The organism is Salibacterium aidingense DSM 18341, from assembly GCF_000429685.1.
Classification (GTDB): domain Bacteria; phylum Bacillota; class Bacilli; order Bacillales; family Marinococcaceae; genus Salibacterium; species Salibacterium aidingense.
The window spans coordinates 1-24314 of the sequence record NZ_AUCI01000012.1 but is presented as its reverse complement, the minus strand read 5'-3'; the positions used below and the strand labels follow the sequence as shown (position 1 = coordinate 24314).

The 24314-nt window shown below is 41.1% G+C and carries 32 protein-coding genes and 1 riboswitch; of the genes, 25 read left to right on the top strand and 7 right to left on the bottom strand.

The features are described from left to right. Positions 1–15 precede the first annotated feature (15 nt). The 4 genes from G475_RS0112735 (at position 16) to G475_RS0112720 (ending at position 2380) form a co-directional block, all read left to right on the top strand. On the top strand, positions 16–468 hold the full coding sequence (locus G475_RS0112735) for a single-stranded DNA-binding protein (protein ID WP_026701627.1): 453 nt from the start codon (positions 16–18) through the stop codon (positions 466–468). A 124-nt stretch (positions 469–592) separates the two neighbouring features. After that, complete coding sequence (locus G475_RS0112730) at positions 593–1228, top strand: JAB domain-containing protein (RefSeq protein WP_026701626.1); 636 nt, start codon at positions 593–595, stop codon at positions 1226–1228. After that, positions 1228–1425: a hypothetical protein gene (locus tag G475_RS0112725; RefSeq protein WP_026701625.1), complete on the top strand. Its 198-nt coding sequence runs from the start codon at positions 1228–1230 to the stop codon at positions 1423–1425. The genes G475_RS0112730 and G475_RS0112725 overlap by 1 nt, the downstream gene beginning before the upstream one ends. A gap of 40 nt (positions 1426–1465) precedes the next feature. Beyond that, complete coding sequence (locus G475_RS0112720; RefSeq protein ID WP_026701624.1) at positions 1466–2380, top strand: hypothetical protein; 915 nt, start codon at positions 1466–1468, stop codon at positions 2378–2380. Positions 2381–2604: 224 nt separating this feature from the next. Here the strand turns inward: G475_RS0112720 and G475_RS26820 are convergent, their stop codons facing one another. Together G475_RS26820 and G475_RS0112710 are read right to left on the bottom strand one after the other, a co-directional pair. Further along, positions 2605–2877 (bottom strand): helix-turn-helix domain-containing protein, encoded by a 273-nt coding sequence (locus G475_RS26820; protein ID WP_169728524.1) that lies wholly within the window; start codon positions 2875–2877, stop codon positions 2605–2607. 54 nt (positions 2878–2931) lie between these two features. Continuing rightward, positions 2932–3819: a LysR family transcriptional regulator gene (locus tag G475_RS0112710; protein WP_026701622.1), complete on the bottom strand. Its 888-nt coding sequence runs from the start codon at positions 3817–3819 to the stop codon at positions 2932–2934. A gap of 88 nt (positions 3820–3907) precedes the next feature. On the opposite strand from G475_RS0112710, the gene G475_RS0112705 reads away from it, so the two are divergent. The 4 genes from G475_RS0112705 (at position 3908) to G475_RS0112690 (ending at position 7610) form a co-directional block, all read left to right on the top strand. Continuing rightward, complete coding sequence (locus G475_RS0112705; protein ID WP_026701621.1) at positions 3908–4546, top strand: HD domain-containing protein; 639 nt, start codon at positions 3908–3910, stop codon at positions 4544–4546. 179 nt (positions 4547–4725) lie between these two features. Then, complete coding sequence (locus G475_RS0112700; protein WP_026701620.1) at positions 4726–6081, top strand: DHA2 family efflux MFS transporter permease subunit; 1356 nt, start codon at positions 4726–4728, stop codon at positions 6079–6081. A gap of 64 nt (positions 6082–6145) precedes the next feature. Continuing rightward, complete coding sequence (locus G475_RS0112695) at positions 6146–6985, top strand: dihydrodipicolinate synthase family protein (RefSeq protein WP_026701619.1); 840 nt, start codon at positions 6146–6148, stop codon at positions 6983–6985. A 109-nt stretch (positions 6986–7094) separates the two neighbouring features. Beyond that, positions 7095–7610 (top strand): GNAT family N-acetyltransferase, encoded by a 516-nt coding sequence (locus G475_RS0112690; RefSeq protein WP_026701618.1) that lies wholly within the window; start codon positions 7095–7097, stop codon positions 7608–7610. Positions 7611–7903: 293 nt separating this feature from the next. Here G475_RS0112690 and G475_RS0112680 read toward each other — a convergent pair whose 3' ends face one another. Further along, positions 7904–8119: a hypothetical protein gene (locus G475_RS0112680; RefSeq protein ID WP_026701617.1), complete on the bottom strand. Its 216-nt coding sequence runs from the start codon at positions 8117–8119 to the stop codon at positions 7904–7906. 92 nt (positions 8120–8211) lie between these two features. Then, positions 8212–8383, top strand: a riboswitch (cobalamin riboswitch). A 278-nt stretch (positions 8384–8661) separates the two neighbouring features. Between G475_RS0112680 and G475_RS0112670 the strand changes: the two genes are divergently transcribed. Next, entirely contained in the window at positions 8662–8853 is a 192-nt protein-coding gene (locus G475_RS0112670; RefSeq protein WP_026701616.1) for a hypothetical protein, read from the top strand. Between the two features lie 185 nt (positions 8854–9038). Here G475_RS0112670 and G475_RS0112665 read toward each other — a convergent pair whose 3' ends face one another. Genes G475_RS0112665 through G475_RS24985 form a run of 3 tightly spaced genes read right to left on the bottom strand, consistent with a single transcriptional unit; the run spans position 9039 to position 10068 of the window. Continuing rightward, a complete protein-coding gene (locus tag G475_RS0112665; RefSeq protein ID WP_026701615.1) occupies positions 9039–9446 on the bottom strand; it encodes a hypothetical protein in 408 nt (135 codons plus the stop codon). A gap of 14 nt (positions 9447–9460) precedes the next feature. Beyond that, positions 9461–9721 (bottom strand): hypothetical protein, encoded by a 261-nt coding sequence (locus G475_RS0112660; protein WP_026701614.1) that lies wholly within the window; start codon positions 9719–9721, stop codon positions 9461–9463. Between the two features lie 20 nt (positions 9722–9741). After that, on the bottom strand, positions 9742–10068 hold the full coding sequence (locus tag G475_RS24985; protein WP_051302484.1) for a hypothetical protein: 327 nt from the start codon (positions 10066–10068) through the stop codon (positions 9742–9744). 815 nt (positions 10069–10883) lie between these two features. On the opposite strand from G475_RS24985, the gene G475_RS27220 reads away from it, so the two are divergent. The 15 genes from G475_RS27220 (at position 10884) to G475_RS0112570 (ending at position 22145) form a co-directional block, all read left to right on the top strand. Further along, complete coding sequence (locus tag G475_RS27220) at positions 10884–11213, top strand: hypothetical protein (RefSeq protein WP_156911689.1); 330 nt, start codon at positions 10884–10886, stop codon at positions 11211–11213. Between the two features lie 24 nt (positions 11214–11237). Further along, positions 11238–12350, top strand: a complete 1113-nt coding sequence (locus G475_RS24980; protein WP_035711149.1) for an AAA family ATPase — start codon at positions 11238–11240, stop codon at positions 12348–12350. Between the two features lie 105 nt (positions 12351–12455). Next, on the top strand, positions 12456–13943 hold the full coding sequence (locus G475_RS26375; RefSeq protein WP_026701613.1) for a vWA domain-containing protein: 1488 nt from the start codon (positions 12456–12458) through the stop codon (positions 13941–13943). 331 nt (positions 13944–14274) lie between these two features. Then, positions 14275–14616: a hypothetical protein gene (locus tag G475_RS0112630; RefSeq protein WP_026701612.1), complete on the top strand. Its 342-nt coding sequence runs from the start codon at positions 14275–14277 to the stop codon at positions 14614–14616. 257 nt (positions 14617–14873) lie between these two features. Next, positions 14874–15056: a hypothetical protein gene (locus G475_RS0112620; RefSeq protein WP_026701611.1), complete on the top strand. Its 183-nt coding sequence runs from the start codon at positions 14874–14876 to the stop codon at positions 15054–15056. A 118-nt stretch (positions 15057–15174) separates the two neighbouring features. Further along, positions 15175–16068, top strand: a complete 894-nt coding sequence (locus G475_RS0112615) for a hypothetical protein (protein ID WP_026701610.1) — start codon at positions 15175–15177, stop codon at positions 16066–16068. 53 nt (positions 16069–16121) lie between these two features. Next, the gene (locus G475_RS0112610; protein WP_156911687.1) at positions 16122–16352 is read left to right on the top strand and encodes a hypothetical protein; all 231 of its coding nucleotides are present in this window, start codon (positions 16122–16124) and stop codon (positions 16350–16352) included. Then, a complete protein-coding gene (locus G475_RS0112605) occupies positions 16345–16698 on the top strand; it encodes a DUF2325 domain-containing protein (protein WP_026701608.1) in 354 nt (117 codons plus the stop codon). Before G475_RS0112610 ends, G475_RS0112605 begins: the two co-directional genes overlap by 8 nt. Beyond that, positions 16655–17779, top strand: a complete 1125-nt coding sequence (locus G475_RS0112600; protein ID WP_407636205.1) for a DUF6094 domain-containing protein — start codon at positions 16655–16657, stop codon at positions 17777–17779. The genes G475_RS0112605 and G475_RS0112600 overlap by 44 nt, the downstream gene beginning before the upstream one ends. A gap of 23 nt (positions 17780–17802) precedes the next feature. Continuing rightward, a complete protein-coding gene (locus G475_RS0112595) occupies positions 17803–18036 on the top strand; it encodes a hypothetical protein (RefSeq protein WP_026701606.1) in 234 nt (77 codons plus the stop codon). Between the two features lie 62 nt (positions 18037–18098). Next, complete coding sequence (locus G475_RS0112590; RefSeq protein ID WP_026701605.1) at positions 18099–19046, top strand: hypothetical protein; 948 nt, start codon at positions 18099–18101, stop codon at positions 19044–19046. A gap of 24 nt (positions 19047–19070) precedes the next feature. Beyond that, positions 19071–19280, top strand: a complete 210-nt coding sequence (locus G475_RS0112585; protein WP_026701604.1) for a hypothetical protein — start codon at positions 19071–19073, stop codon at positions 19278–19280. A gap of 117 nt (positions 19281–19397) precedes the next feature. After that, positions 19398–20801: a DNA cytosine methyltransferase gene (locus G475_RS0112580; RefSeq protein WP_026701603.1), complete on the top strand. Its 1404-nt coding sequence runs from the start codon at positions 19398–19400 to the stop codon at positions 20799–20801. 97 nt (positions 20802–20898) lie between these two features. Beyond that, a complete protein-coding gene (locus G475_RS0112575) occupies positions 20899–21897 on the top strand; it encodes a DNA adenine methylase (protein WP_051302482.1) in 999 nt (332 codons plus the stop codon). A 20-nt stretch (positions 21898–21917) separates the two neighbouring features. Further along, on the top strand, positions 21918–22145 hold the full coding sequence (locus tag G475_RS0112570) for a hypothetical protein (protein ID WP_026701601.1): 228 nt from the start codon (positions 21918–21920) through the stop codon (positions 22143–22145). A 73-nt stretch (positions 22146–22218) separates the two neighbouring features. Here the strand turns inward: G475_RS0112570 and G475_RS0112565 are convergent, their stop codons facing one another. Next, positions 22219–23184, bottom strand: coding sequence for a hypothetical protein (locus tag G475_RS0112565; protein WP_026701600.1), 966 nt, complete (start codon positions 23182–23184; stop codon positions 22219–22221). A gap of 450 nt (positions 23185–23634) precedes the next feature. Between G475_RS0112565 and G475_RS24970 the strand changes: the two genes are divergently transcribed. Next, on the top strand, positions 23635–24314 hold a 680-nt coding region (locus tag G475_RS24970), incomplete at its 3' end, for a ZmpA/ZmpB/ZmpC family metallo-endopeptidase-related protein (RefSeq protein ID WP_267880105.1).

Sequence of the window (24314 nt, the reverse complement as noted above, 5' to 3'; positions counted from 1 at the left end):
GAGGAGGAAATAAAAATGATTAATCAAGTTGTTGTAGTCGGACGAATGACACGAGATCCGGAGTTACGCTACACACCAAATGGTGTCGCGGTAACAAACTTCAATCTCGCAGTGAATCGTCCATTTACCAATCAAAAAGGAGAAAGAGAAGCGGACTTTTTTAGCATTGTCGCTTGGAGAAAACAGGCAGAGAACCTCTGCAGTTATGTGCAGAAGGGAGATCAAATAGCTGTATCCGGCCGTTTGCAATCCCGAAGTTACATGCGAGAGGACGGAGGAAAACAAAAAGTAGTAGAAGTTGTTGCCGAAACCATTCAGTTTCTTGAAACCAAAAAGAATAACTCTTCACAAGGTGGATCGTCTCAGTCACAGGCGTCTTCTGGAAATCGACAGCAAACCGGTTTTCAACCGAACGGCAATTATGAACCAATGAATGATCCAATCAGTGACGACGATCTGCCGTTCTAAGATTGATTTACTAAAATATACAGATTCAATTAAAAAATCATGCCTTCCCCTTGGGCTATAAATAAGGTGGCACACCTGTATTGTCACCTTATGGTGGCTATAGGTGTGGAAGGAGGAATCAAAAATGGAATGGAACCAAAAAACCTCAAGCACAGTAGTGAAAGAAAGAGCAACGTTTTACGGTTATGAAAATATCGAAACTTCGGAACTACTGGAGATATTGGTAGGAAAACTTGATCCAGCACTTGGGTTGTTATCTGTACGAGATCTGCTTCATATCAGCAAGAGGGATTTACTTTCTTACCCAGGTATTGGTACGAAGAAAGCCGATCAAATAATGGCTGCTATCGGGTTGTCGAAAAAGCTATCCAAGCAAACCTTTGATTTTGGAACAATCATTCGTAATGCTGAGGACGCTTACGAATGTTTTAAAGCCTATCGGTATGAACAGCAAGAGCATTTTATCGTAGGTGCTGTAAGTACCAAACAAGAGTTTCTGGGAAGAAAAGTGATTTATACAGGAACCCGTAACCAATGTATCGTTAATCCTCCAGATGTTTTTCGGTATGCCATTGAAAAGAATGCAGCCGCTATAATTGTGGCACACAACCATCCCAGCGGCGATACCGGACCTTCGCAGGAAGATATTGAGCTTACAAAACGACTAATGAGAGCTGGCAACGAGATTGGAATCGAAGTTTTGGACCATTTGATTCTAGGACATGGATATTACTCTCTCAGAGAAAGAGGGTGCATGTAATGGACCGTTTCCTTCAACAAATGGCCGCTAGAAATCATGATCAGGCTATTGTGGCTCTCCTTATCTTAGGAGCCAGAGAGCGAAAGGATCCCTATCTTCTAAAAAATATTGATATTAATCATATCCGAAAGATTACACTAGCAAAACGAGCGAAAAACATGATAGGCACCATATCTCAGAACAAAGAGCAGGCATAATGCTTGCTCTTTTCTTTTATCCCAATAGGAGGAATCAAAAATGGAGAATATTTATACCTTTGATAACCAACTGGAAGGTACTAAGGTAACCCAGGAAGAGGGATTTCAAAAAGCATCGGACCGCGTAAAAGAATCCATGAAGTTTTTCATGGAAACCGGCATGTATGGCAAAATGAAGAATGCCGAAGCGAAGAAAAAGCAATATCAAGAAGCCCTTCGTAAGAAAGCAGAGCAATTAGACGGTTTACGATACGAGTTTCCGGATCAACAGATGGTCATGAAGTTTGTGGCTAAATCGGTGTATCATTGGGATTATTATGCTCTGAATGATTATTTAAGAGATATAGGAATCCTACCGCTTGTGGTGGATATTGATACCAAAGCAGTCAAACAACAGGACTCGGATTTGCTAAACTTCCTTTCTCATTTTGAAGAGCCTCAAACCTATTCATTGAGTGCTTCCTTTAATAAAAAGGGGAAAGAACTATGGCAGCTGGAAGAAGCTCCATTACCGGAATCCTCCATGGAATGGTACGTTGAACAAATTAAAGCATATAACATAGAATGGACTAATCTACAGGAGCATTATGAAACCATTAAACAACAAGCGGAAGACGTACTATATCAAGGAAGCGACATGAAACTGTATCATGATTACGGTTCGTTTTACTTACGAAAAAAACCGGTGTCGTATGATATTGATTCGATTTTGGAGTTTGAAGGAATGGGAATGAATTTCTTGATCCAATACGGCAAACCGAACCCAAAAAAGCTGGAATCGTTCTTCCTGGACGGGGTACTGAAACAAAGTGATCTTTGTCCCTTCCGTAAAGAAATAGACCGAAAAGTCGATTTTATGGTTATGGAAAAAGAAAAAGAAGATAGAGTATTTGGGTGGTTTTCTAAGAAGAACCAGATTGCTTCTCAAAACTATGCTAAAGGTTCGATTATCTAGTTAAAAGTTATGAAAGCCCTGATATCTACGAATATTAGGGCTTTTTTTCATACTAAAGCAGTGGATGTTGGTGGAAGTTCATGAATCTGGATTATAGAAAGTCCTTGTAGACATGGTAGGGATTTGAAATAATGATTGATAATGTATAGAGATAGAGAGTGTGATTGATTTATGACATCTCCTTTCCAGCATAACAATGAGGCAGCCTTTATAGGAGTGATCATTTACGTTTTAAAAGACCGAAAAGTGACTTCAAACCCTCTACGAAACATTTCAATGGTGGTCGTAAGATTCAGTTTACGATGGACGTGCGTCAGGTGATTATTGACCGTCGCGAGTTTAATGCCCATGAGAGAAGCTATATCTCGGTAAGAGTTTCCATCCAATATGTTCGACAAAACCTCGATTTCTTTATGGGTCAGGTATTGCGTGTAAATAGCGATGGAACGGCTGACTGGGTGCGATGTTTCAGAAGCGAGGGATTGGTACTGCTTCAAAACCCCTTCATGAAAGACTGGATGAATGGTGATGGATAGTTAAATCATTTTCTACTAATTCGGGGGAATAATTTTTAATTTTGTTAATTCCTCAAGCGTCATGGTATAGAAACGTTGAGCTACTGAATTGTTAGCGAACCTAGGAGTATGATACATGTAAATGTCTCGATCAATCTGTAAATCTTTTATACTCGAAACACGGATATCCGTTAAATTCTTTAAATTCAAAAAGGTTTCCGACACAATAGATAGACCCATACCGTTGCTTACCATATTATATAAAATCTCCAAGCTACTTACCTCTATACTTGGTGTTATTCGTTTGTTTAATTTTCCCATTTCTTCTTCCACTAACTGGCGACACATATATTCCTTAGTCATCAATATAATCGGGTAATGATTTATGGACTCTAATTCAATATAGCTCGATAGATGGTATTTTTCTGAAGAAATCAAATAGAATTTTTCTTGAGCCAAAAACTCACAAGGGTGACCAGCTGCTACACCGTTATAAGTAAAACCCATGTCTATTTTGCTCTTATTGAGATCCTCCTGGAGGTTATCGGTGCTTAGAAATTTAATATTGATCGAGGGCTCCTCTTGATGGAATTTCACAAATACCTCTGACAAAAGTTCCGATAATTCCCCATGCAACACGCCGACGCGAAGGGTATCTTCGTCAACTTCGACATCTTTAATGGTGTCAAACGTATCACTTAAAATCATTTGAATGGATGTTGTTTGTTTAAATAAGTATTCTCCAGTTAACGTTAAAGTCACTTTACGGTTAGTTCTAGAAAAAAGCTGCACGCCCAGCTGGTTTTCTAATATTTTAATTTGTTGACTAAGAGTTGGCTGTTTTATACCTAACTTGTTTGCTGCTGTTGTAAAATTCAAATGTTCAGCTAATTTATGAAAATAATACAGTAATTGATAGTTCACGTTATCCCTCTTTCATAGTTTTAAACTATTGTATCATAGATGGATTAAGACCACCTGAACAGTTATTATATTTTTGGGAGGGATAACGATGATAAAAAATCTGAACGAAATTACCATACCCGATAGTAAAATGGTGCAAGATGCTCAAGATATTGTTCATGATTACGGTAATGAATTGATATGGAATCATTCAAACAGAGTATATCTATTTGGAGCCATTAAAGGCCTGCAGGATGATGTCCCTTTTGATTACGAGTTGTTATATGTAAGTGCTTTATTCCACGATTTAGGATTAACACCAACTTATAGTAGTCCAAATAAACGCTTTGAAGTTGATGGAGCAAACGCTGCCAGAGAGTTTTTATCTGCGTATAATTTAAATAACGAAAAAACTCAACTCGTATGGGATTCAATTGCTCTTCATACGACGATAGGTGTGGCTGAATACAAAGAAAGCAATGTTGCTCTCCTTTATCATGGAGTTGGAATGGATGTCATGGGCGATAATTTCGATCAATTTAGTGAAGACGTACGGAAAGTGATTACGACAAAATTTCCGAGGAAAAATTTTAAACGTAACATTTTGGAAGCATTTTATGAAGGCTTAAGGCACAAGCCTGAAACTACTTTCGGTAATATCAAAGCCGACGTCATCAGCCACTTCGATCCCCACTACCAGCATGCGAACTTCTGTTCATGTGTGTTGCACTCTAAGTGGGAAAGTTAATATCTAAGCTTTTTCTTCTAACCATGTTGATTATTACTGAAGCAAAATAATACGATTCTTTGTGGAGTTTATTCTCCATAGGATCGTATAGTGTCATGCTAGTTTAGAATAAGAAAACTGACTATTCAACATAAATCATTAGCAGGAACATACTTGCTACTGTCAATGCGAGGGATTGTATGAACAACGACAAGCTAACACTGTGGGTGATCGTTAGTACGAACTTTTTCTTGCTACTCAACCAATTTTTGTTGATCACAGCCTTCCCTACCATTATGGAGGAATTTCAGGTGAACGCAGCAGAAGTGCAGGGGTTAACTACTGCATTCCTCTTAACAACCGCTGTAATGATTCCCATTAATGGGTATTTGGTTGATCGCTTTACCTTGAGAGGTCTTGCTTTTGTGTCGATCACTTGCTTTCTTATCGGCACAGTCTTCGGCGTTATCGCTCCTTCTTTTCCTGCTCTCATAGTTGCACGAGTGATACAGGCGTTAGGAGCAGGAATCATGCTTCCTCTGGCTCAAACGGTGCTTCTGTTGGTGTATCCTTCAGACCAACGTGGCCGGGCTATGGGCGTATTAGGGCTGATTATGAACGTGGCTCCGGCTGTAGGGCCGGCAATAGCAGGATTGATTGTGGATGTGTTCCATTGGAGATACTTATTTTGGTTGACGTTACTCCCCATCATATTATTATATGTGCTCACCTATATGTATGTCCGTAACATCACCCCCTCCAAACCAGCCCAGTTTGATACGTTTTCTTTTTTCTTATCCAGTCTCGGCTTTATCACTTTACTCTTAGGGGTTAGCACCATCAGTACGTATTCTATTCTGGATCTGCGCGTGATAGCAGCCTTTGTTATCAGTATGTTGGCGTTTACTTGGTTTAGCTACCGGCAAACGCAGCTTCAAATCCCTTTGTTGAATATACGTGTGTTTTCATATCCAGTTTTTTGCCTAGCCACGTTATCTGTGCTGATAGTTTCCCTGCTTTTATTATCCATGGAAACCCTTATTCCGCTTTTCGCTCAAAATGTCCAAGGGTCTTCAGCGTTTGTCTCTGGAATGATTTTAATGCCGGGGACCATTGTCCTTGCGGTATTTTCCTGGATCAGTGGCGTTTTATTTGATCGGTACGGCGGCCGAGTGATTATCAGTATTGGTTTTGTGTTCCTAATCCTTTCTTTAGCGGTGTTTTGCTTATTTCAGCCCGATACGCCTTCGTTAATCGTTATTATTACTTTTGGCATTTTTATGTTGAGTATCAGCATCACCATGATGCCTCAAGTAGCATCCGCTATGAACGCATTACCATCATCCATCATGCCCCATGGCACTGCCGTGCTCAATGCTCTGCGCCAGTTTGCCATGGCAGTTGGAGTAGCTTCACTGACCACTGTGGTGACTTTATCGGCTAACAATCAAAACAACCTTTATGATGGAATAAATGCTGCCTTTCTCACTATGGGGGTACTCAGTATTTTTGCTGCTGGTTTTTTTGCCGCGAGCAGGATTTTTGCTAAAAAATAGAATAATATAGCCATACGGGGGTTTGAATATGGGCTATTATATTGCCAAAGGAGGAAGAAAGAGAATGTTGTTGGAACCTTTTCACGTCGCGGTCCCCACCGCCTTTCATCCAGACGAGTCATTAAATGTGGAAGACACCTTAAAACATATAACCTCTTTATACGAACAAGGGGTCAATTCTGTTCTTGTCTGTGGCACCACCGGAGAGCAGCACAGCCTTACTTTTCAAGAGAAAGAACAACTTATGCATGCGATAAACAAGGAAACAGAGTTAACGCAGAAGATGGAAATTATTTTTGGCATTTCTTCTACTCGCCAACAAGAAGCAGAAGCATTAGCAGAGATGGTCCATACGACTTCGATCGCCGGCATCATGATTGGCTATCCTCCCTATATTCAGCCATCGCAGAGAGAAGCCATTGGTTATACCAAAGCGATCACGCTGCTGGCTGATAAACCGACGATTCTCTATAACAATCCTCCCCGCACAGGCTTTGACTTAAGTACAGAGAGTGTTCATGAACTCTTTCACGCCCATCAAAATATCATTGGGCTGAAAGAGGCGGGAGCGAAAGATAGGTACACGATTCAATCCCTCAAGGCATCTTCGCCAGAACTTTTGTTGTACGCCGGCGGCGAGCAGGGCCTTGCTTCCAAAGTAGAAATGGGTTTTGACCGTCTTTCTTCTATCGCGGGAAATCTAGCGCCTGCTGATGTCCTGCATTGGTTTCAAACGCTTCAGCATTCAAATTTCGATAGCCCGGGACAAGAATGGCTACCTGAGAGTATCACCAAGGTGCTGGAGAACGTTTACAATGGGGGCGCTGCTATTCAAAACATCAAAGAGGAATTAAACCGGAGGGGCCAAGTCATGGGCCTATGCAGGCGCCCCATAGGAAATTAAGAATGCTTCCAAAGCGATGACTATATGCTTTTTCCATTGGTTGTAGCCCGAAAACTTCGGGAAGACATGTCATTCGTAATTATAACGTACAAAGGAGCTGCAGATACAAATGAACGTAACCATTACCATGTGCGTACTCGAGGATCTCCATGATCTTCAAGCGATCAGCCGGGACACCTTCCGAGAGACCTTTGAAGATCAAAACTCTCCTGAGCAATTGGAGAACTATATCAACCAAGCGTTCGCCCTGGATCAACTCGAGAAAGAACTCTCCACCCCTTCGTCCTATTTCTTTTTTATTTATTGGCATCAGGCGCTTGCTGGATACCTAAAAGTGAATATGGAGGAGGCTCAATCCGAACCAATGGGTACTCAAGCACTCGAAATTGAACGAATTTATATCAAAAAGCCGTTTCACCAACTAGGACTTGGCAAAGAACTGTTCCAAAAGGCTGTAGATATGGCCTTGGAGCATCATAAAACAAGCATTTGGTTGGGCGTGTGGGAGAAAAATGAACAGGCTCTAGCTTTTTATCAAAAGTTGGGATTTGTTAAAACCGGCGAGCACTCCTTTTATATGGGCCAGGAAAAACAAACCGACATTCTGATGGCCAAGACACTTTGAAGAATAAACGAAAAAGCAATAGTTGCGGTAATGAAAAGGCTTCCTAGAGTGAGGCCAGTTGCGGTGTACAAGAAATGATCGATTAGGTCAAATTCAAACGTCATAACATTTTCCTCCATTTAAAATCGAAATGTAAAAAGGGGAGTGAATCAATCCATTCCCCTTTCATCTGATTCATTCTTGAACCGAATCTTCGAACAAAGGAACGGTCTGCTGTTGCAAACGCAATTCTTCGGCCTCAGCAGCTGACCATTTCTCCAATGTGCCATACAGCACGATATGGGCAGCATCAATCAACGTAGTGGCATATGGCGGCCGATCACCTTCAATGCGTTTCTGTCCCAAATATCATTGTCCTCATCGGTCACATACACCGCTTCCGGATCCCTGTCTTTCTGAAGCAGGGACAACGCTTCATCGACCAGCCAGTGGTGCAATGCCTCTCGTTTCTGCTGGTCATCGAGAAGCTGCTGTTCTTCGGCTGCCACCGCATCCTCTTTCTGCTGCATTTCCGCATATTAGAAGGAATTATCAAGTACTTATTTCCTCTGACGAAAATAGATGAAAACCTTGACTTTCTTTGTAGAAAAGTGTACAATACCATGAAATGAAACTGTTAGGTGCTAATCAATAATCAAGATTTGATATAGCTTAATTAGGGAATTTGGTGAAAATCCAAAACGGTTCCGCCACTGTAAGTGTAGACGAAATGAGTTTTGTTCTCAGAGTAGACAAACACAAGTCAGGAGACCTGCCTACACTTTTTAATCCAAATTGGGTTAACTTTGTGTATGGTTTGTGTGGCGGAAACAGAAGCTAATTTCCCTTCCGATATTCTACCTTACAAACAGCACATTCTAACCCAATGGATTAGAATGTTTTTTTATTTTATGAAAGGTGGAATTTTAATATGGATATAGCTATTATTGAATTATCTTTAAAAATTGTGCATGTAACATCTTTTATTATTTTTAGTCTTATAGGATTTATCATCAGCATTTTAATGTTGTTTAAAAATTGATAATAATCGACCAAAAAATGGGATGTATCAGTGCTGCAGATAGATAGGAAAGTCAACGTAGAAAAGATACGGGGATGGCTGGAACGAAAGGAAATTGACAAATTTATGAATACGTCAGAGGCGGCACATCGTTGGGAGCTAAATCATGAAACGGTCCAGCAACAAGATCAAGTACGCTCACAACACAGAGCTGGAATCAATATTGATATCGGAGAAGTTTAATACTTTCAGAAACCCTACGGGCAGCGCCGAGAATTGAGGATGCAATGGAGAAACGGTTTAGCCCTTGATCTCATTTGTGTTATAATCTGATTATTAATTGAACTTGCGGGATATAAAGTTAGTTATAGTCTATTTGAAAAAGTTTATCTGAACGTAGTGGGAGCCGGGCTGAGACCCGGCTTTTTTCATGTCCGTTCTTCTCCGAGCATCCCCATGACAAGCGCTTGCGCTAATTCTGAGTGTTGCCTAGCTTCTAAAATCTCTTGCGGCATTGACACTTCATACTGTGTGTACAGCGTCATCACCTTTTCCATGAACTTACTGAGATTAGAAGACGTTAAATTATTTAATTCCCACGCTTCTTTTTTGACCTTGTTTTTATTATCGATAGCTTTTTTGAGTTTGTATCCGGCATCGTATAAATTATTGATCTGCTCCGTTCGGTCCACGTCATTTAATTCCATTTCTCTCACATACTCTGTTACCCAGCTGCGAACCAAAGCGGAAGCATCTGTCCCGTTTTTCTTTGCCGCAGCGCTGAATCGCTCTTTTAAATCTTTATCTATTCTGACTTGTAAATATACATTTTCCATGGCTGTGCCTCCGATTACTTTTTGTATATAGTAGTGTAGCTAAATGCTTCAACCATGCTTGAACCAACTTCAAACGTATCGCCCTGCTTATCTTCACTTATAATATACTCTTTAATAGCGCCGGTTCGTACAGTTTCAAGATGTCGATTAATTGCCTCAACTGCTGCCTGTTCCCCCTTCTTCTCCAGATACTGCACAGCCTCTTTAGCACTATCTACATAAACCTCACGGCCCCAATCCTTTTCAAATACTCTTACATTATTTATAGCTTTCATTTCAATTTCTCCTTTTTTTATTATGCTTCTACACCAAACAATTCGTGAGCAACTTTCATGTTACAGCGTTGTACTCCATACCCACTTTCAAGAATTTCTCTTAAATCTTGAAATTCGAGCAATGCTTGTTGTACAGATTTTGAAGCGTTTTTGTGATTGTCGATGAAAAAAGCAGCGTTCTCATCTTTTAAATACTCTCTAACAGACTGCTTTGTCAGTTCAAATTTCTCTGCGTTTTTAACGGGAGCAAGACCTTCAAACGCTTCCCATGCTTTCACCGTGTTAGCCCGAATTTGTTCAGCCCATTTAACCTGCTTTTCACTTCCTTTTAAAGTCGGGAGATTCACGTTTTGCACCTCCTCCCAGCCGAGCTTGAGAGCTTCTGCAAAGTATTCTTTTACCTATCCGCCGAATTTCTTAACCCCTTCGTATGCAATCTCCCAAGCCCGTTTCATGATTTTTTTCATTTTTAATATCTCCTTTCGTTGATTTGTTAAGTTCATTCTACACTTTTGTATTTATAATGTCAATACAAAATCAATACAAAATAATAAAAAACAAAAAAGCAGACCCACAGCCCTGCTTGATATCTAAAACTTGTTCTTTTGCTTTTGCTTGATGAACTTTAAATGATGAAACTCTAAACAGATCTGGGGTAATACTAAAGAATATAAAAATAAGCAGAGCTGAAGCGAATTTTCATGGAAAAGGTGTACAGATGATTTATACGTATCGTATAATAAAAAATGTAGTTATTTTACGTATGTTATATCTAGAACCTTCCTGTAGGAGCTGAAGGACGTAGATTGAACAGTTGGTTATTTATGTTTGCAGACTTCCCCTTTTGATGGCTGGAAGAAAGCAGACCTGGTGAGAAGAGGAAGAACGATCAAAGCAGGTTGTAGCGAAAGGTGTACCTTTCGTTCATCATATAGAAACGTGATAAAGACGTATCCAAAACGTGTATTCATCGTTTGGGTGCGTCTTTTTTTGCGTTTGACATCATCACAAAAAGGAGGAATGCTTCATGTTCATCAACCGCTAGAAAGAAATGTCACCGTGAAGGCACAGGAGGAATCAAAAATGGAATGGAACAAAAAAATGACGAACGGCAATTTCATCGCTGGACGTCGATATCAACTTACAAACGAGGTGAACAGAGATGAAACCACAAGTACCTTCAACCATACATGATGACATTATCGATGGAGTGATCTTTTATAAAAACGAAGAAGATAATTCGGAGAGAGAGCTGACAACAGTTATCCTTGATTCGTGGAAACAAAAGTATTTTCCTGACAACTTTTTTCTATCGGTCGATGATATATCTACGCACTTTGAGAAGACAGTCGGGCCTGTTTTGTTATTTGTATGGTCTGATCATGGAAGGTATGGATCTATCTATCGCTACAGCAGCACGGAAGGAAAATGGAGGGCTTTGGGCTATTCCAATAGAGACGAGAGACGCTCAAAACATCCATTTTTCAATTAAAAACAAAAGAAAGGAAGAGGAACAATGAGTGTTCAAAAAATCAAACAAATAAAGCATGAAATCAGCCAGGAACATATGGAGCGGGACGATATTTTGGAAGCACTATTCACATCATTGATCTCCGGACAGCATTGCCTTTTAATAGGTCCACCTGGAACGGGGAAAAGTGCGCTAATAGCTGAAGTTGTCTCACGAATAGAAGGCATGGAGTATTTTCAGTGGCTGCTTACCCGATTTTCCACGCCGGAGGAGTTATTTGGCCCCGTCAGTCTCAAAGAATTAGAACAGGGGGTATACAAACGAAATACCGAAAATAAATTACCGACCGCTCATGTTGCTTTCTTGGATGAAATTTTCAAGGCCAATAGCGCGATATTGAATGCACTGCTGACATTAATAAATGAACGTGTCTTTTACAACAACGGCGGGATGGAACAAGCGAACCTCATGACGATGATTGGAGCCAGCAACGAATATCCGGAAGAAGAAGGGCTGGAAGCCCTGTTTGACCGATTTTTACTTCGGTTTGAAATTCCGTACATCCAGGAAGATGCTAGTTTTATTTCGATGCTAAAACAGGAACATAACTCTTCAAGCCGGACTACGATTACGTTACCTGAGTTGCAGATTATGGGGATGCAGTGTGACACCATTCATATTCCGGATCAAGTTTATAGCAAAATGAATGATATTCGGGTGGAGTTGCAGCAGGAAGGTTTTTATCCGTCAGATCGCCGCTTCAAACAATCGCTTATGGTGTTAAAAGCAAAAGCCATGCTCGATGAGCGAGATGCGGTGAAGGAAGAAGACCTGCTGATACTCAAAAATGCCTTATGGGAAGATATCGAAGAAAGGAATCAAGTTTGGCAGATTGTTGAAGAACATGCCAGAGATGACGTAAAGGATGAAGTGGAGCAGTACCGAAAAGAGGCAATGGAGGTTTGGGAATACCTGAAACAAGAACAAACCACTGATGCGGCCACGGAAGGGTTTAACAAGTTTAAATCAATTGTCATAAACCTGGTTGACCTTCGAAATGATAATCCCGATCGGAAAGATGAAATTTTGGAATTGGAAGAAAAAGTAATGGCGTATCGCCATGAAATATCCAAAACGTTCTTAGATACCCCTGTTTAAATGGAGTTTATCTTCATTGGGGAAGTCGAAACCAAATAATCTAGCCGCTTCTCCGGCTAGATTTTCTATTATCAGGTGGAATACTCAGAGAAAGAAGGTACTAGTATGTCGAAATATCGTTTATATAAGCATCAAACCGTGATCAATAGTGATAGGTATGACCGCCGGCAGTTTTTATCACTATTTGAAAAATCGAAAAACTTGCAAAAGATGGTAGAGCAAAACAAGGATGAGCCACATTATTTCCCATTATTGAGTGATATATATAGCGCCTTTTATAAAGTGAAACTGGTACTGAAAGAAGACGTACCGGCTGCTTTTCAAATGAATCAAAGCATTCTTCGGAAAATGATGGATACACGCGATTATCAGAAATATCATCAACTGAATCAGGGGGATTCCTTTGCCTGTGGACTAGCCACGATAACATATAGTGAGAAAATTGAAGAATGGGTGGAAACACGAAAAGAAGAAAATAAGGCACTTCAGGATAAACTTCAAGTAGCGAAAGAGAAAGCGGAGGAAGCGGAAGTTCAAGCGGATATGGCAAAACAATTGGAACAGGATGGGTACTATGAGAACAGCCAGGAAGCTCAATTCAAAGCGGAGCAGCTGCAACAGGAAGAAGAAGAGGCCCAAAAGGAAGCAGCCACCATCATAGAGAACGATTTACACACGGATCCAGGAAAAGAGCTTGAAAGCGCTCTTGCACAACAAAGTCAAATGGCTGCGGATCATACGAAAAAAGTAAATCAACTGATTGGAGGCACCGGAGTGGCAGACCACAAAAAAGTACCTTTGGATGAAAAGTTCCAATTGGCCGAGGCGGTCCGTTCCTCCGTGAACTTTCGAGATATTGCGGATTGGGCCGGAACTTTTAGGAAAATAGCAAAAGAGAAACACAAGAAAAAAACGCATGATTCGGTTGAGCGGAATGGCGTAACAGTAGGTTCTGATGTGGAACGATTGCTGCCGCAGGAGTTAGCGTATTTTTCTAAAACGTCTACCAAAAAAGACTTTCTCCGTCGTTATGCTGAGCAGGAAACGATGATGCTTCAGCAGGAAGGGAAGGAGAATATGGGGAAGGGGCCGGTTATTCTTTGCTTGGACCAATCAGGTTCCATGACACACATGGATACGATGGCCAAGGGTTTTACGTTGGCTATGATGATGGTGGCCAAGAAAGAGAAGCGGGATTTTGCGCTGATTCCTTTCTCTACGACAGCATATACGAGAACCTTTTTTCGAGGGAAGATGACCAGCCAACAGTTCAAAGACATGGCTTCAGACTTTTTAAACGGTGGAACCCAGTACCATCCTCCGTTCCAAGAAGTAGAAAAGCTGCTAAAAGGGAAAAAGGAATGGAAAAAAGCGGATATCCTCTTTGTAACAGACGGCGCACCTTCTGATATGAAGAAGGAGCATGATTATCAATCCGTGTGGAAAATGCGGAAAGACTACTCGTGTAATGTTATGTCGGTACTGATCGGGGAACGCGTATCCGATCAGCATGTGCGCCCTTTCTCTGACAGTGTAGTACACGCTGCGGATTTCATGGATGAAGAGGTGTTGAATAAGGCGTTTTCCATCTAAAGTTAACAGGGGATGGATCGGGTTAATGGCCTGATTCATCCTATTTTTTTATGTCTTATTGTGGTAAAATGAAGATGTAAGATTTTATGTTGTTGCTGAAGTTGCAGACCACCCATTTTTGCCGGTGGACAGCAATCCTTGTCGTGTTGTTTTTGGACTCATACACTCTACCATTCCGGCCTAGAGACAATGAGTAAAGGTTTCAAAAGAAAGTATGAAATGAGATATATACACGCATAAGGCGTATCGAAAACACTGATGACCAGTGGGTTCGGTACGCCTTTTTTGTGTGTTTATATAAATAATTTTAACCACATAGGAGGAATCAAAAATGGAACAATCAGATGTAAAACATGCTTTTCTGGCCATGATGTACACGGCCAACAATGAAGGGATGGATCATCTGTTGGAAAAGAAATGGCTCGAACTTGAAGAGACAATACTGAAAGATGAAAGCAAGGATTCGACGGACCTTGGCACGATGATCGACAATATTGATTCGTTTTATCAAAAAGTTGCTAATGGGGGAGGATCTGATACAGAGGTTGCGTTTGTGATTCAAAAACGAGAGACACAAGAAATAATAATGGTTACCACCAACAGTGAAAAAGCCTTTGCCCATGTCCATGAGGGAAGTAGCGTTGTAATTACCGGTATGCCATTAACATCATAGCCTATTGTAAATAAAAAAATTTCTTGGTAAGAAGAACAAGCGTAATTGCTTATTGAAAGAGAGAGGTAATGAAAGTGCTAATAGAAATAATTTACACAGATGGTACCACAGAGACAATTACCATAGACGAACAGGACGGTTGGAAAGTCATGGACGGATTAGACGATATTGATGGTGTATTAAGTTATAGAATTGTTTGATTAATAAACGTATCGACGTTCAGGATGGATTATATGATTTAAAATGGAGGAAGTAAGATGCCTAAAATTATTTACGTTTATCAAGAAGAAATCGAATGTGATTGTGGTAACACATCATTTCAATCGGGGTTTTTTGCCTGCCTGGAAGATGGTTCATTGGTGGAACCAACTATTGATTCTGGCTGGGACGGTCTGTATGTTTGCATGGAGTGCGATCAGATATTTAAATATGCAGATTAATTCAAAAAAATGAACAAGTTACATCGAAGTCGGAAAACGTACCAACATCCGCCACTACAAGTGGCTTGGTACGTTTTTTGTATGAAACGGGATATGTCCAAAAGAAAGGAGAGCAGCTATGAGTGTATCGCTGTTTGAATTTTCATTTGAAGAAGTGACAGCTGCAGACCTGGCACAACCATTGCAGCAGCTACAACATTATTTTAAGCAGATGGGAAACCCACCGCGCCTAAGTAAAGATAAATCTATAAGGGTTAATGCCTACGGCCAAATTGAAAATGAACGAATCCCCCCGTCCATTATTCCAATGCTTCCACACTTACAGGAAGCAGGATATATCCATTATGACGGAGAGTTCGTGTCCTTACGGGAAAAATATCGGGATTATCATGACATAGGTGAGATTGATCAGTGGTTTACTGATGATTGTTACAAGGCTCTCGAAAACGGAGCTTGTTTCTATGATCTATTAAGTCTGCGTACCACCTTTTCGTTGCATTATAATATTTCGCCTGATGCACCTATTACATTGAGTGAAGTATTCAGCCAGCGATTGGATTTGATTGCCTTGGAATTAGGCCTTGATCACTTTTTAGAGAATCCCAAAGCTGCAGGTTTCAAAATGGATGTGTTCAAGAAGTTGGATCGTGCTACGAAAAACAGGGTCGTCCGGGATCTTCTGATGTTGACGACACCAAAGCAAGTGGAGTGTTATTTCGAGCTTCATGCGTTGTGTAAAGGAATAAGAGAGTATAACAAAGATGCACCATGGATTAACCATGAGACGATATCGATGCTTGATCTAGCAATACTGAAGCCCACCTTTTTTGAGGCGGTGTGTCTGGCTGAAAGCCAAGAAGAACAAACCATACATCAGATATTAAACTATGCGGGGGCGATGTACTCGTCTCAGTTGGATCCCGAGTACGTTCTTTATCAAGGCGAAAAAAGACGATATGACATAAAACAAGATCTGAAAAAGACGTTTGAAGAACTAAATCCGGTCGAGTAAATCCGGATTCGTCAGAGAAAAACGAAACCAAAAAGAAAGGTGCTGTTATGATCATGTTTCCTTTGCATTCATCCGACTGGGGTGAAGCCAATCGGAACCCGATGGTAAGAGCATTTGGGAGAAAAAGAGGCGCCAGGGCGAAATGTCAGTCCTGCGCTTTTTGTATAACTAAAAACGGCATTCTGACGTGTGCCTACCGTTATCCGGTGGAACACAGCAGCAAGCATATTGCCTGCCGCAAGTACCGGAACCGCCACAATGAAGGAATGGTGAGACATGAATGAGGTACTACAAAATGAGTGGAAACAGAACCGACAACTGGCTGCCGGCAGCTATTATACGCTGACGATAATCGGTGGCACTTCGAAAGAAACCATTCAAAAAATGGGGCAAAAAGCTGGTTTTTATGTTTGGTTTGACGATGCATTGAAACCGAAACAACCGAAGTACCGCCGGATGATTAGCGACTCCGATTGTGTAATCGTTTTGATAGGGGCGTGTTCCCATAAGGCGATGTGGATGGCAAAACACCTCGCCAAAGAGTTGGAAATCCCGATACGCTTCTCGCAAGGTAGAGGGATTAGCGGTGCTTTCATGGAAGCTGCGAAAGTTTGTTATAACCAAAAATAAAAGGAGGACGACAATAATGGCACGAATGGCTAGTGAACAGAAATTAGGATTTTACCCGACTCCGGAGAAAGAAATGCAGTGGATTTTGAAACGGGTGACCGCTGAGGCTGATACACCGGTCAATGTTTTGGATCCATGCGCTGGAGAAGGACGAGCGATGGAGCTTATCCAACAGCATTTACAGCAAAAGGGAGCAGACGTTACATCCTACGGTGTCGAAATAGAAGAAAGTAGAGCTCGACAAGCGGATATCAGCATTGACCATCTGCTGCATTGCTCGTATGAAGAAATGGTGAGCACGGAGCGGGGGTTCAGTTTGCTATACCTAAACCCGCCGTTTCAGGACAATGACCAGGAGCGGATGGAGAAAACATTCCTTCGGGATCTCACCATGGATCGGATGGGAGCAAACGGATTGTTCATTTTTAATCTTCCGCAGCCTGTATTGAAAGATTGCGCGGACTTATTGGCACGAAGATTCGACAATATTCGCGTCTACCGCTTTACGGATGATAATTACGATCAGTATCAGCAGGTCATTGTGTATGGAACCCGTCAAAAAGGCGGCATCATTACTAAAGACAAACAGATGAGACAAGAAATGATTAAGACGCGTCTTGAAACCACTGCAGAAAAAGGTAAACACGCGGTGAAGCCGTTAGATACGGATGATACTCATGAAGTGCAATATATCGTGGAAGAACCATCAGCTCCGTTGCTGACATTCCGTTCCAATAAAGTGACGGTCCAGGATATTCAAGCCACGATGACCGGGGAAGAAGGACAGGAGATTGAAGAAAGACTGGCACGGGCCATGCCTGATCTGGAATACCAGGATGAAAATGTCCAGTTAACGCCTGCCATGCCTTTGAAAACCGCTCATATTGCAACCGCTATTGCATCCGGTGTGCTGCCGGAGCAAATGGGAGCCGATCATCTGTTGGTTGGTGTAACCAAACGTGTCAAAGAAGAAAAGCAGCAAATAAACGACAAGACTGGGAAAGAGGAGAAGGTTGTCACCACCAGGCCAAAATCTCTGATCCGTATTTTTAGTGACCGGGGTATATTCAATCTGAAATAAAGGATGTAAAGGAGTAATCAAAAATGGAATGGACAATAGAGAATGTAGCGGATCGGTTGCGGTGTCTTACTACCTTATATAAGGTTTCGTTCTTGATTGAAAAGAACGGGGAGATGTATTTTACCGCTCTTTGGACCGATGATACAGACAGTGAGTATGTGCTGCTGAAAGTCGATACTCACGGTCGGTTGTTCACGAAACCGCCGCTACTGATTCAAGCTCGAACATCCTTATGGGAATTCATTGATGTTATCTAAAGTATAAGATATCAGGGTGGACAAGCAGTCACCCTGATCTTTTAGGGAAAAGGAGGTAATCCATGATAAAATTTTGCAAAGATGTAGGGAAAGCAATGGGTAGCGTTATAGTTATCGGTACCTATTCTCTATTGTTCTACGGATATTTAGGGTACTGGATAGCGGAAAATATCTTTTCCCGGATACCTGAGAAAGAGGTTTCTCTCAAAGATGCTGGTGGCGTTGTTTGTCTTGGCATTGTATTGGCTGTGTTTGTTTACCCTAGATTAGCCATAAAAAAGGAAAAGAAATCAAAAAAGGACCCTCATAAAATACTGGAGAAGAAAACAAAAGAGTTGCATTCTTCCTATGTGATTGGAACACAAGTATACCGTTATGAGTATGTACCAACACAAGGGGAAATATTCATTCGACATGTTAACGGGGCGTATGCCGCAAGAGAAAATATCAAAACCATAGAGCAACATGTATATGAACTTGATGCAGCGACGTTTACAAATCTGCTGGAAATCTATAATGGTGTAGTGAAATATAAAGAACTGTTGGAACTATACAGAGAGAATGTAGAAAAAGTGAAAATCTGCATACAGGATGGAAAATTGGGAAAGGCAACGAATTATTATTCACTTGTTTTATTTCTAGCTGAATTCATTAATAAAAGGATGAGTGATCAATCGGGAGAGGACACATTTGTTCATTTTCATTTTAGACCCGATATAGATGTGCCCTCTGCTGTTGTAGAAAATGAAAACAATGGCTTATTCCGTGCTGTTTTGAACGCAGAGATATTACAAAGGGATCAATACGTGTTTTGGAACAAAACATCATCCTCAAAAAATGGAAGGATCTATATTTCCTTTAAAGTGCCAAATAAACCATATATGGTGCTTGTCACTTTGTCTGAGGCCATTAAGCATATGGAGGTCTCACAAAGAAAGAAACACATCTCTAAGATCATGACTGCTTTTAATAACTTAGTGGATGAAAAAGGCGAAGATTTGATACAATAAAGGAAAAGGAAGGAGCTGTTCAACATGTTCCTTAAGTTATTCAGGAAATTATTTACAAATAAGCACCAACAACAAGTAGAAATAAAACAGGAAACGCTTGATTCAAAAAACCATCAAGAATCCGATATATCCCTTTATGATGTAGTGCGGGAAATGGAAAAAGACGGTGCTGTGTTCAAAAAGGCGGAAACGTTTGAAGAAAAGTTTAGAGGTCCAGTGTCTTACCGACGTTAAAGAGAAACTCTCCCAAAAATATAAAAAAGTAATCCTCAAAACGTATCGAATCACATGGCATATGTGCGTTCGGTACGTTTTTTATGTTCAAAAACTAAGTAAAGGAGATCAAATTATATGGCTTTAATCAAAGAACGAAAAGCAAAAGTATCCAAGAGGGGTATTTACCTGCAGGATCAGGAATTGATGCAGACAGCCTTTAAACCAGGGGTATCGTACCAGTACACGGTGGATCCTCAGTCGCAAAGTATTATGATTCATCCGGCATCAGACAGCAACAATACCGTGTCAAAACGTTGGTATCAAGAGAAGGTGAAATCCGTCATTGATATTCGTAAGAAAGAAGCTCTGTCTGCCTTACAGGGAGCGGATTACTTAACGATCGAAATCTTTGACGATCATATCACCGTAACGGGTCACCAGGAGACCCCCCGGGAAAACGAACCGGTAACGACTGGCCAGATCACTTTCACTCGTGATGCGCTGGCTGCAGTGGTACGTGAGAACCCATCCTGGAATATACCGGGATACCCTAATGAGGTTTTAGGTCCCGTTGATGAAGTGCTGTCGGCAGTCAGCTTGTTTAGTGGCGCCGGTGTGTTTGATATTGCCTGGGCAGAACATTTTCATATTGTGGCTGCCATCGAACGAGACCGGCATGCTACTCAGACTTATGTGGCCAATTTTCCGCATTTGTTGCAGCATCAGGATATTATTCGTTTCGATCCGGCCGGGATGCCGCAAGCGGATGTTTGTTTCGGGGGCAGTCCTTGCCAAGGTTTCTCCAACAGCAACCGCCACAGCCACTTCCTGGATAACCCTAATAATAAGCTGGTACGGCACTTTATCGAGAGTGTGAAGGCCAATAAACAATGTAAAGTATTTGTACTGGAAAACGTGCCACAGCTTCTTACAGCGGGAGATGGCCAGTTTTTAATGGAAATCGAAGCCGCTTTAGCGGAATTTGAAATCACATCCGGTGTCTTGGAAGCCTCCACGTTTGGCTCTCCCCAGTACCGTAAACGAGCGTTTGTCATTGGTAGCAAAGTGGGAAAGATCCCGCTCCCTATTCCTTACAACAGCCCGAAAAAGACGGTTCAGGAAGCCTTTCAGGGGCTTCATACCGACATTCCCAATCAAACGGATGTGACGACGACAGGAGGGGAAACGTTGGAGCGGTACAAACACGTTCCGGAGGGCGGTAATGTGATGGATATACCAGCATCTATTCGTCCCAATGGAACACACTCCACGTTCTATAAACGGTTGAGGAAGACAGCGCCGGCTCCGTCGATTGTTCATCCACGTAAGGCTCATATCCTTCATCCTGAAAAGGATAGGATTCTGACAGTACGGGAGTGCGCTAGATTGTTTGATGTACCGGATCAATTTACATTCAAAGGCACCCTGAATGCGATGCAACAGCAAATTGCTAACGCGGTTCCCGTTTCCTTGGGAAAAGCAATTGCCCAAAGCGTGAAAGAAGCATTAACGAAAAAACCGCTCCAAGCGGCCTGGTAATGGAAGCGAAACGAAGACACGTACCGATCTGCCTCTTATTCAGGCGCGGTACGTGTTCTTTTAAATAAAAATAAGGACATGGAAAAAGGTGATAGCAATGGAAGACGATCAAACCTGGTTCTGCCCTTTTTGCGGTGAACCATATGACGAAAACGATATGGAGCACTTGGACCAAAACGAGCGGGGATATTGGTGTGACAGTTGCGATCGTTTTGTCTTTTGGAATGAGAAGGTGGAACAACAACAGCGCTCCTTTCATCTTGTGCTGGAAGAAAAAGCATCCTCCAATCATCAAGTAGCGAATCCGAAACAGTATGTCTTCAAGAAACGACTAAGTCCTCTTCGCTATCCTGGAGGGAAATCCAAAGTCATAAATAATCTCTATCCATATATTCATCCGGACTACACCGAGGTTTTGGTAAGCCCGTACTGCGGGGGAGCCAGCCTGGAATTAGCGTATGTGCAGGCTGGTTTATTCCGTGCAGCCCATCTCAATGATGTGGACTATGGCATTTATGCGCTGTTTTCCACCATTTTTGAGGATCCGGAACCGTTGATCAATCGGATTAGGTTCTGGTCCTTGTCCCATGAGGATTTTGAAGAAGCCAGGGATGTCGTAAAGAAGGAATATGATAATGTTTCCCGGTTGGATGCAGCCTGGTTCATGCTCGTATGTAATCGCCTCGCTTATTCCGGGATTTATTACGCGAATCCTCTCGGTGGAAAGCATGGGAGTCTTGAAAAATTGTTATCTCGGTGGAACCCCAAAGATCTAGTGCAACGCATTCGAACGATCCACGAACTGCGGCATCTTATAACCATCAGCAATGAGGATGCATTCTCTTTCATTGAAGAAGAGTATTGGCTACCGGCAGCTACTTTGTTCCTGGATCCACCTTATGTGGGGAAAGGAAAAACGTTATACCGGCATTATTACGAAAAAGAAGAACATGAAGCGTTAGCGGAACTTCTGGATAGTCTGTATCACGAATTTCCCAACGCGCATCTGTTGGTCACGTATGACGATGTTCCATTCACGCATTCCTTATTTACTCATGCAGCGAAATCGAATGTGGAGCGGTATTTTAGTATCTAAAAAGAAAGGGGTTTATCTCAATGCCAAAAGGTTTTTTTCGTACATTACAATTGCTGTTAGAAGACGGACGGTGTCCGGTGTCGGAGCAGAACGTTGCAAAAGTTGAACGGAATTTGATCAATAATCAGGTACCGTATTATCATATCCAATTGAATGATCGAAATAGTATCCTGGAGTTGAATATCGATCAACTTGGAATGCAATATCATGTAAACCAGTTGAGACGAATATTCGATATCGAAGTGTAAGGAAATCGAGCCTTCATGTCCGTCATATTGCTGACATGAAGGCTTAACTAATAATGACGACTTACATCTTCATCTAATTCCACCCTATAATTTCTTCAATATCTTCTGCTTTTACTTCTGGAACAGTAATCTGAAAGTCTGCTTGTGATGTATAAGTTTTTGAACCCACAACCTCACCATAAAACGCAATCGTATGACCTTCTACAAACTTAGTAAAATCATCATATTCTACCCAAATGACATCATCCTGATTATATCCAAATTCATCTTTTGTTACTGCTACACGCATTGTTGTACTTCCTGTACTATTATTTTCTTGTATCTGTAAAATTCTTCCCTCAAATTTTACAAAGTCACCTGAATATCTCTCAGGATTCTTAGACAATTGGCCATAATCTATTTCTTTGGCGTTTGCTTTCTTTTCTGCTAATTTTTCTTCCTCATACTCTTCTACCGTATATTCTTCTGTTAATTCCTGCTCTCCAAGTACAATGTTATAAGCCCTGTACCCATTTTCTGTTTCTATCAATTTTCCATCTACTTTATAATTTTTCTTAAACTCTTCAAAATCACCATAGGCATTTTTAATTTCTTCATTACCGTCAAGACCTAATTCTTCTCCGCCAAACCTAGCAGTGACAATATATTCTCCATTTACTAAAGTATTGAATGAATCACTTATATTTATCACAAAATGGCCATCATCGACCGTTGTGTCATTATAAGCATATGATTCTTTTTCTATTTGTGACTGTAATACAACCCATAGAATCGCGTCATTCGGTAAATTTGTTGTTCCTTCAATGTGATAATTGTCATCTTCTTCTGAATAAGAAAACTCATCCATTTCAATAGTTATTTCTTCCTTATCATCGTTCTCTGAACTTTCATTATTCTCATTGGTAGATTGTTGTGCATTATCTTCTGACTGTTTTTCTGATCCATCAACGGCTGGTCCTGCACCACACGCTGAAAGAATACCACATAAGAATAAACTTATAATAGAAAATTTAAGGATCTGTTTTCGTTGTTTATTCACCTTCACCACTCCTATTCATCACCTATTTTACAGCAATATTAATTAAGACCATTGTATCATAAAAGGGTGGTATTTTTGCCAAAAACATACAATTGTATAGAAAATTATAGTTTCAAGGTTGTAGTATTTTATTTTGTCTGGAATTTAAGGGTAGTAATTAATGAGGGTAGAAAGCAACAGAAGGTTTTTTAGGAGTGTTGGCTGTAAAGTAGATAGTGTGAGAATAAAACTAAGAAGAAGGATCCACCATTGCTATTTAACAATATGTATAATAAAATGTGTATTATAAAGATTTGTTTATACAAATGAATAAAAACTACCGAAGACCTCGGCGTTTTATATGGAGTGATTCCGTCTTTTGAGATGGATCACTGTATATGGAATGCCGGGGTTTTTTATGCTTCGCGGGTATTTTTATTCACACATTTTTACAAGGAAGGAATGAAAGGAATGAAAGGAATGAAAGAAGTTAGAAAAAGTCGGCATCGTCAATATAGGTGGTTGAAATATTCTGCAGCCACATTGGCAACCACCATGGTAGTACCGGCTGCGATGCAACTATCAGAGGATGTGAATCTTGGCCAGGATCAGGATGTACCATTTAATGCTATGGCGAATCCATTGAAGGGATTGCAGGAGACTCTACAGGTGTCTACTGCTGAAGCGGCAGATGTTACAGAGATTAGTTCGGCTATGGAGTTACACAATGAGCTGCGTGCTAACCCTTCTGGTGATTTTAAATTAACGGCTGATATCGATTTAAGCGCTGCCGGTAACTGGCAGCCGATAGAATCTTTTTCCGGAACGCTGGATGGTAACGGTCATACCATCAGTGGTTTGACGATCAATCGGGAAACGGAAGAATATATTGGGTTGTTCAGTCTATTAAGCAATGATGGACTTATAAAAGACCTCGTATTAACGGATGTGGATATCACGGGATATAAGTATGTGGGGGCATTGGCAGGGTCCATACAGGGCGAAGTGGAAAATGTAGGAGTAGAAAGCGGTACGATCACAGGCCATTATCATTATGTGGGAGGCCTCTCCGGAAAGAACGGGGGTCAGGTTAAAAATGTTTACACCGGTGTAAATGTGACCGGAAAAGATTATACCGGAGGTGTAACAGG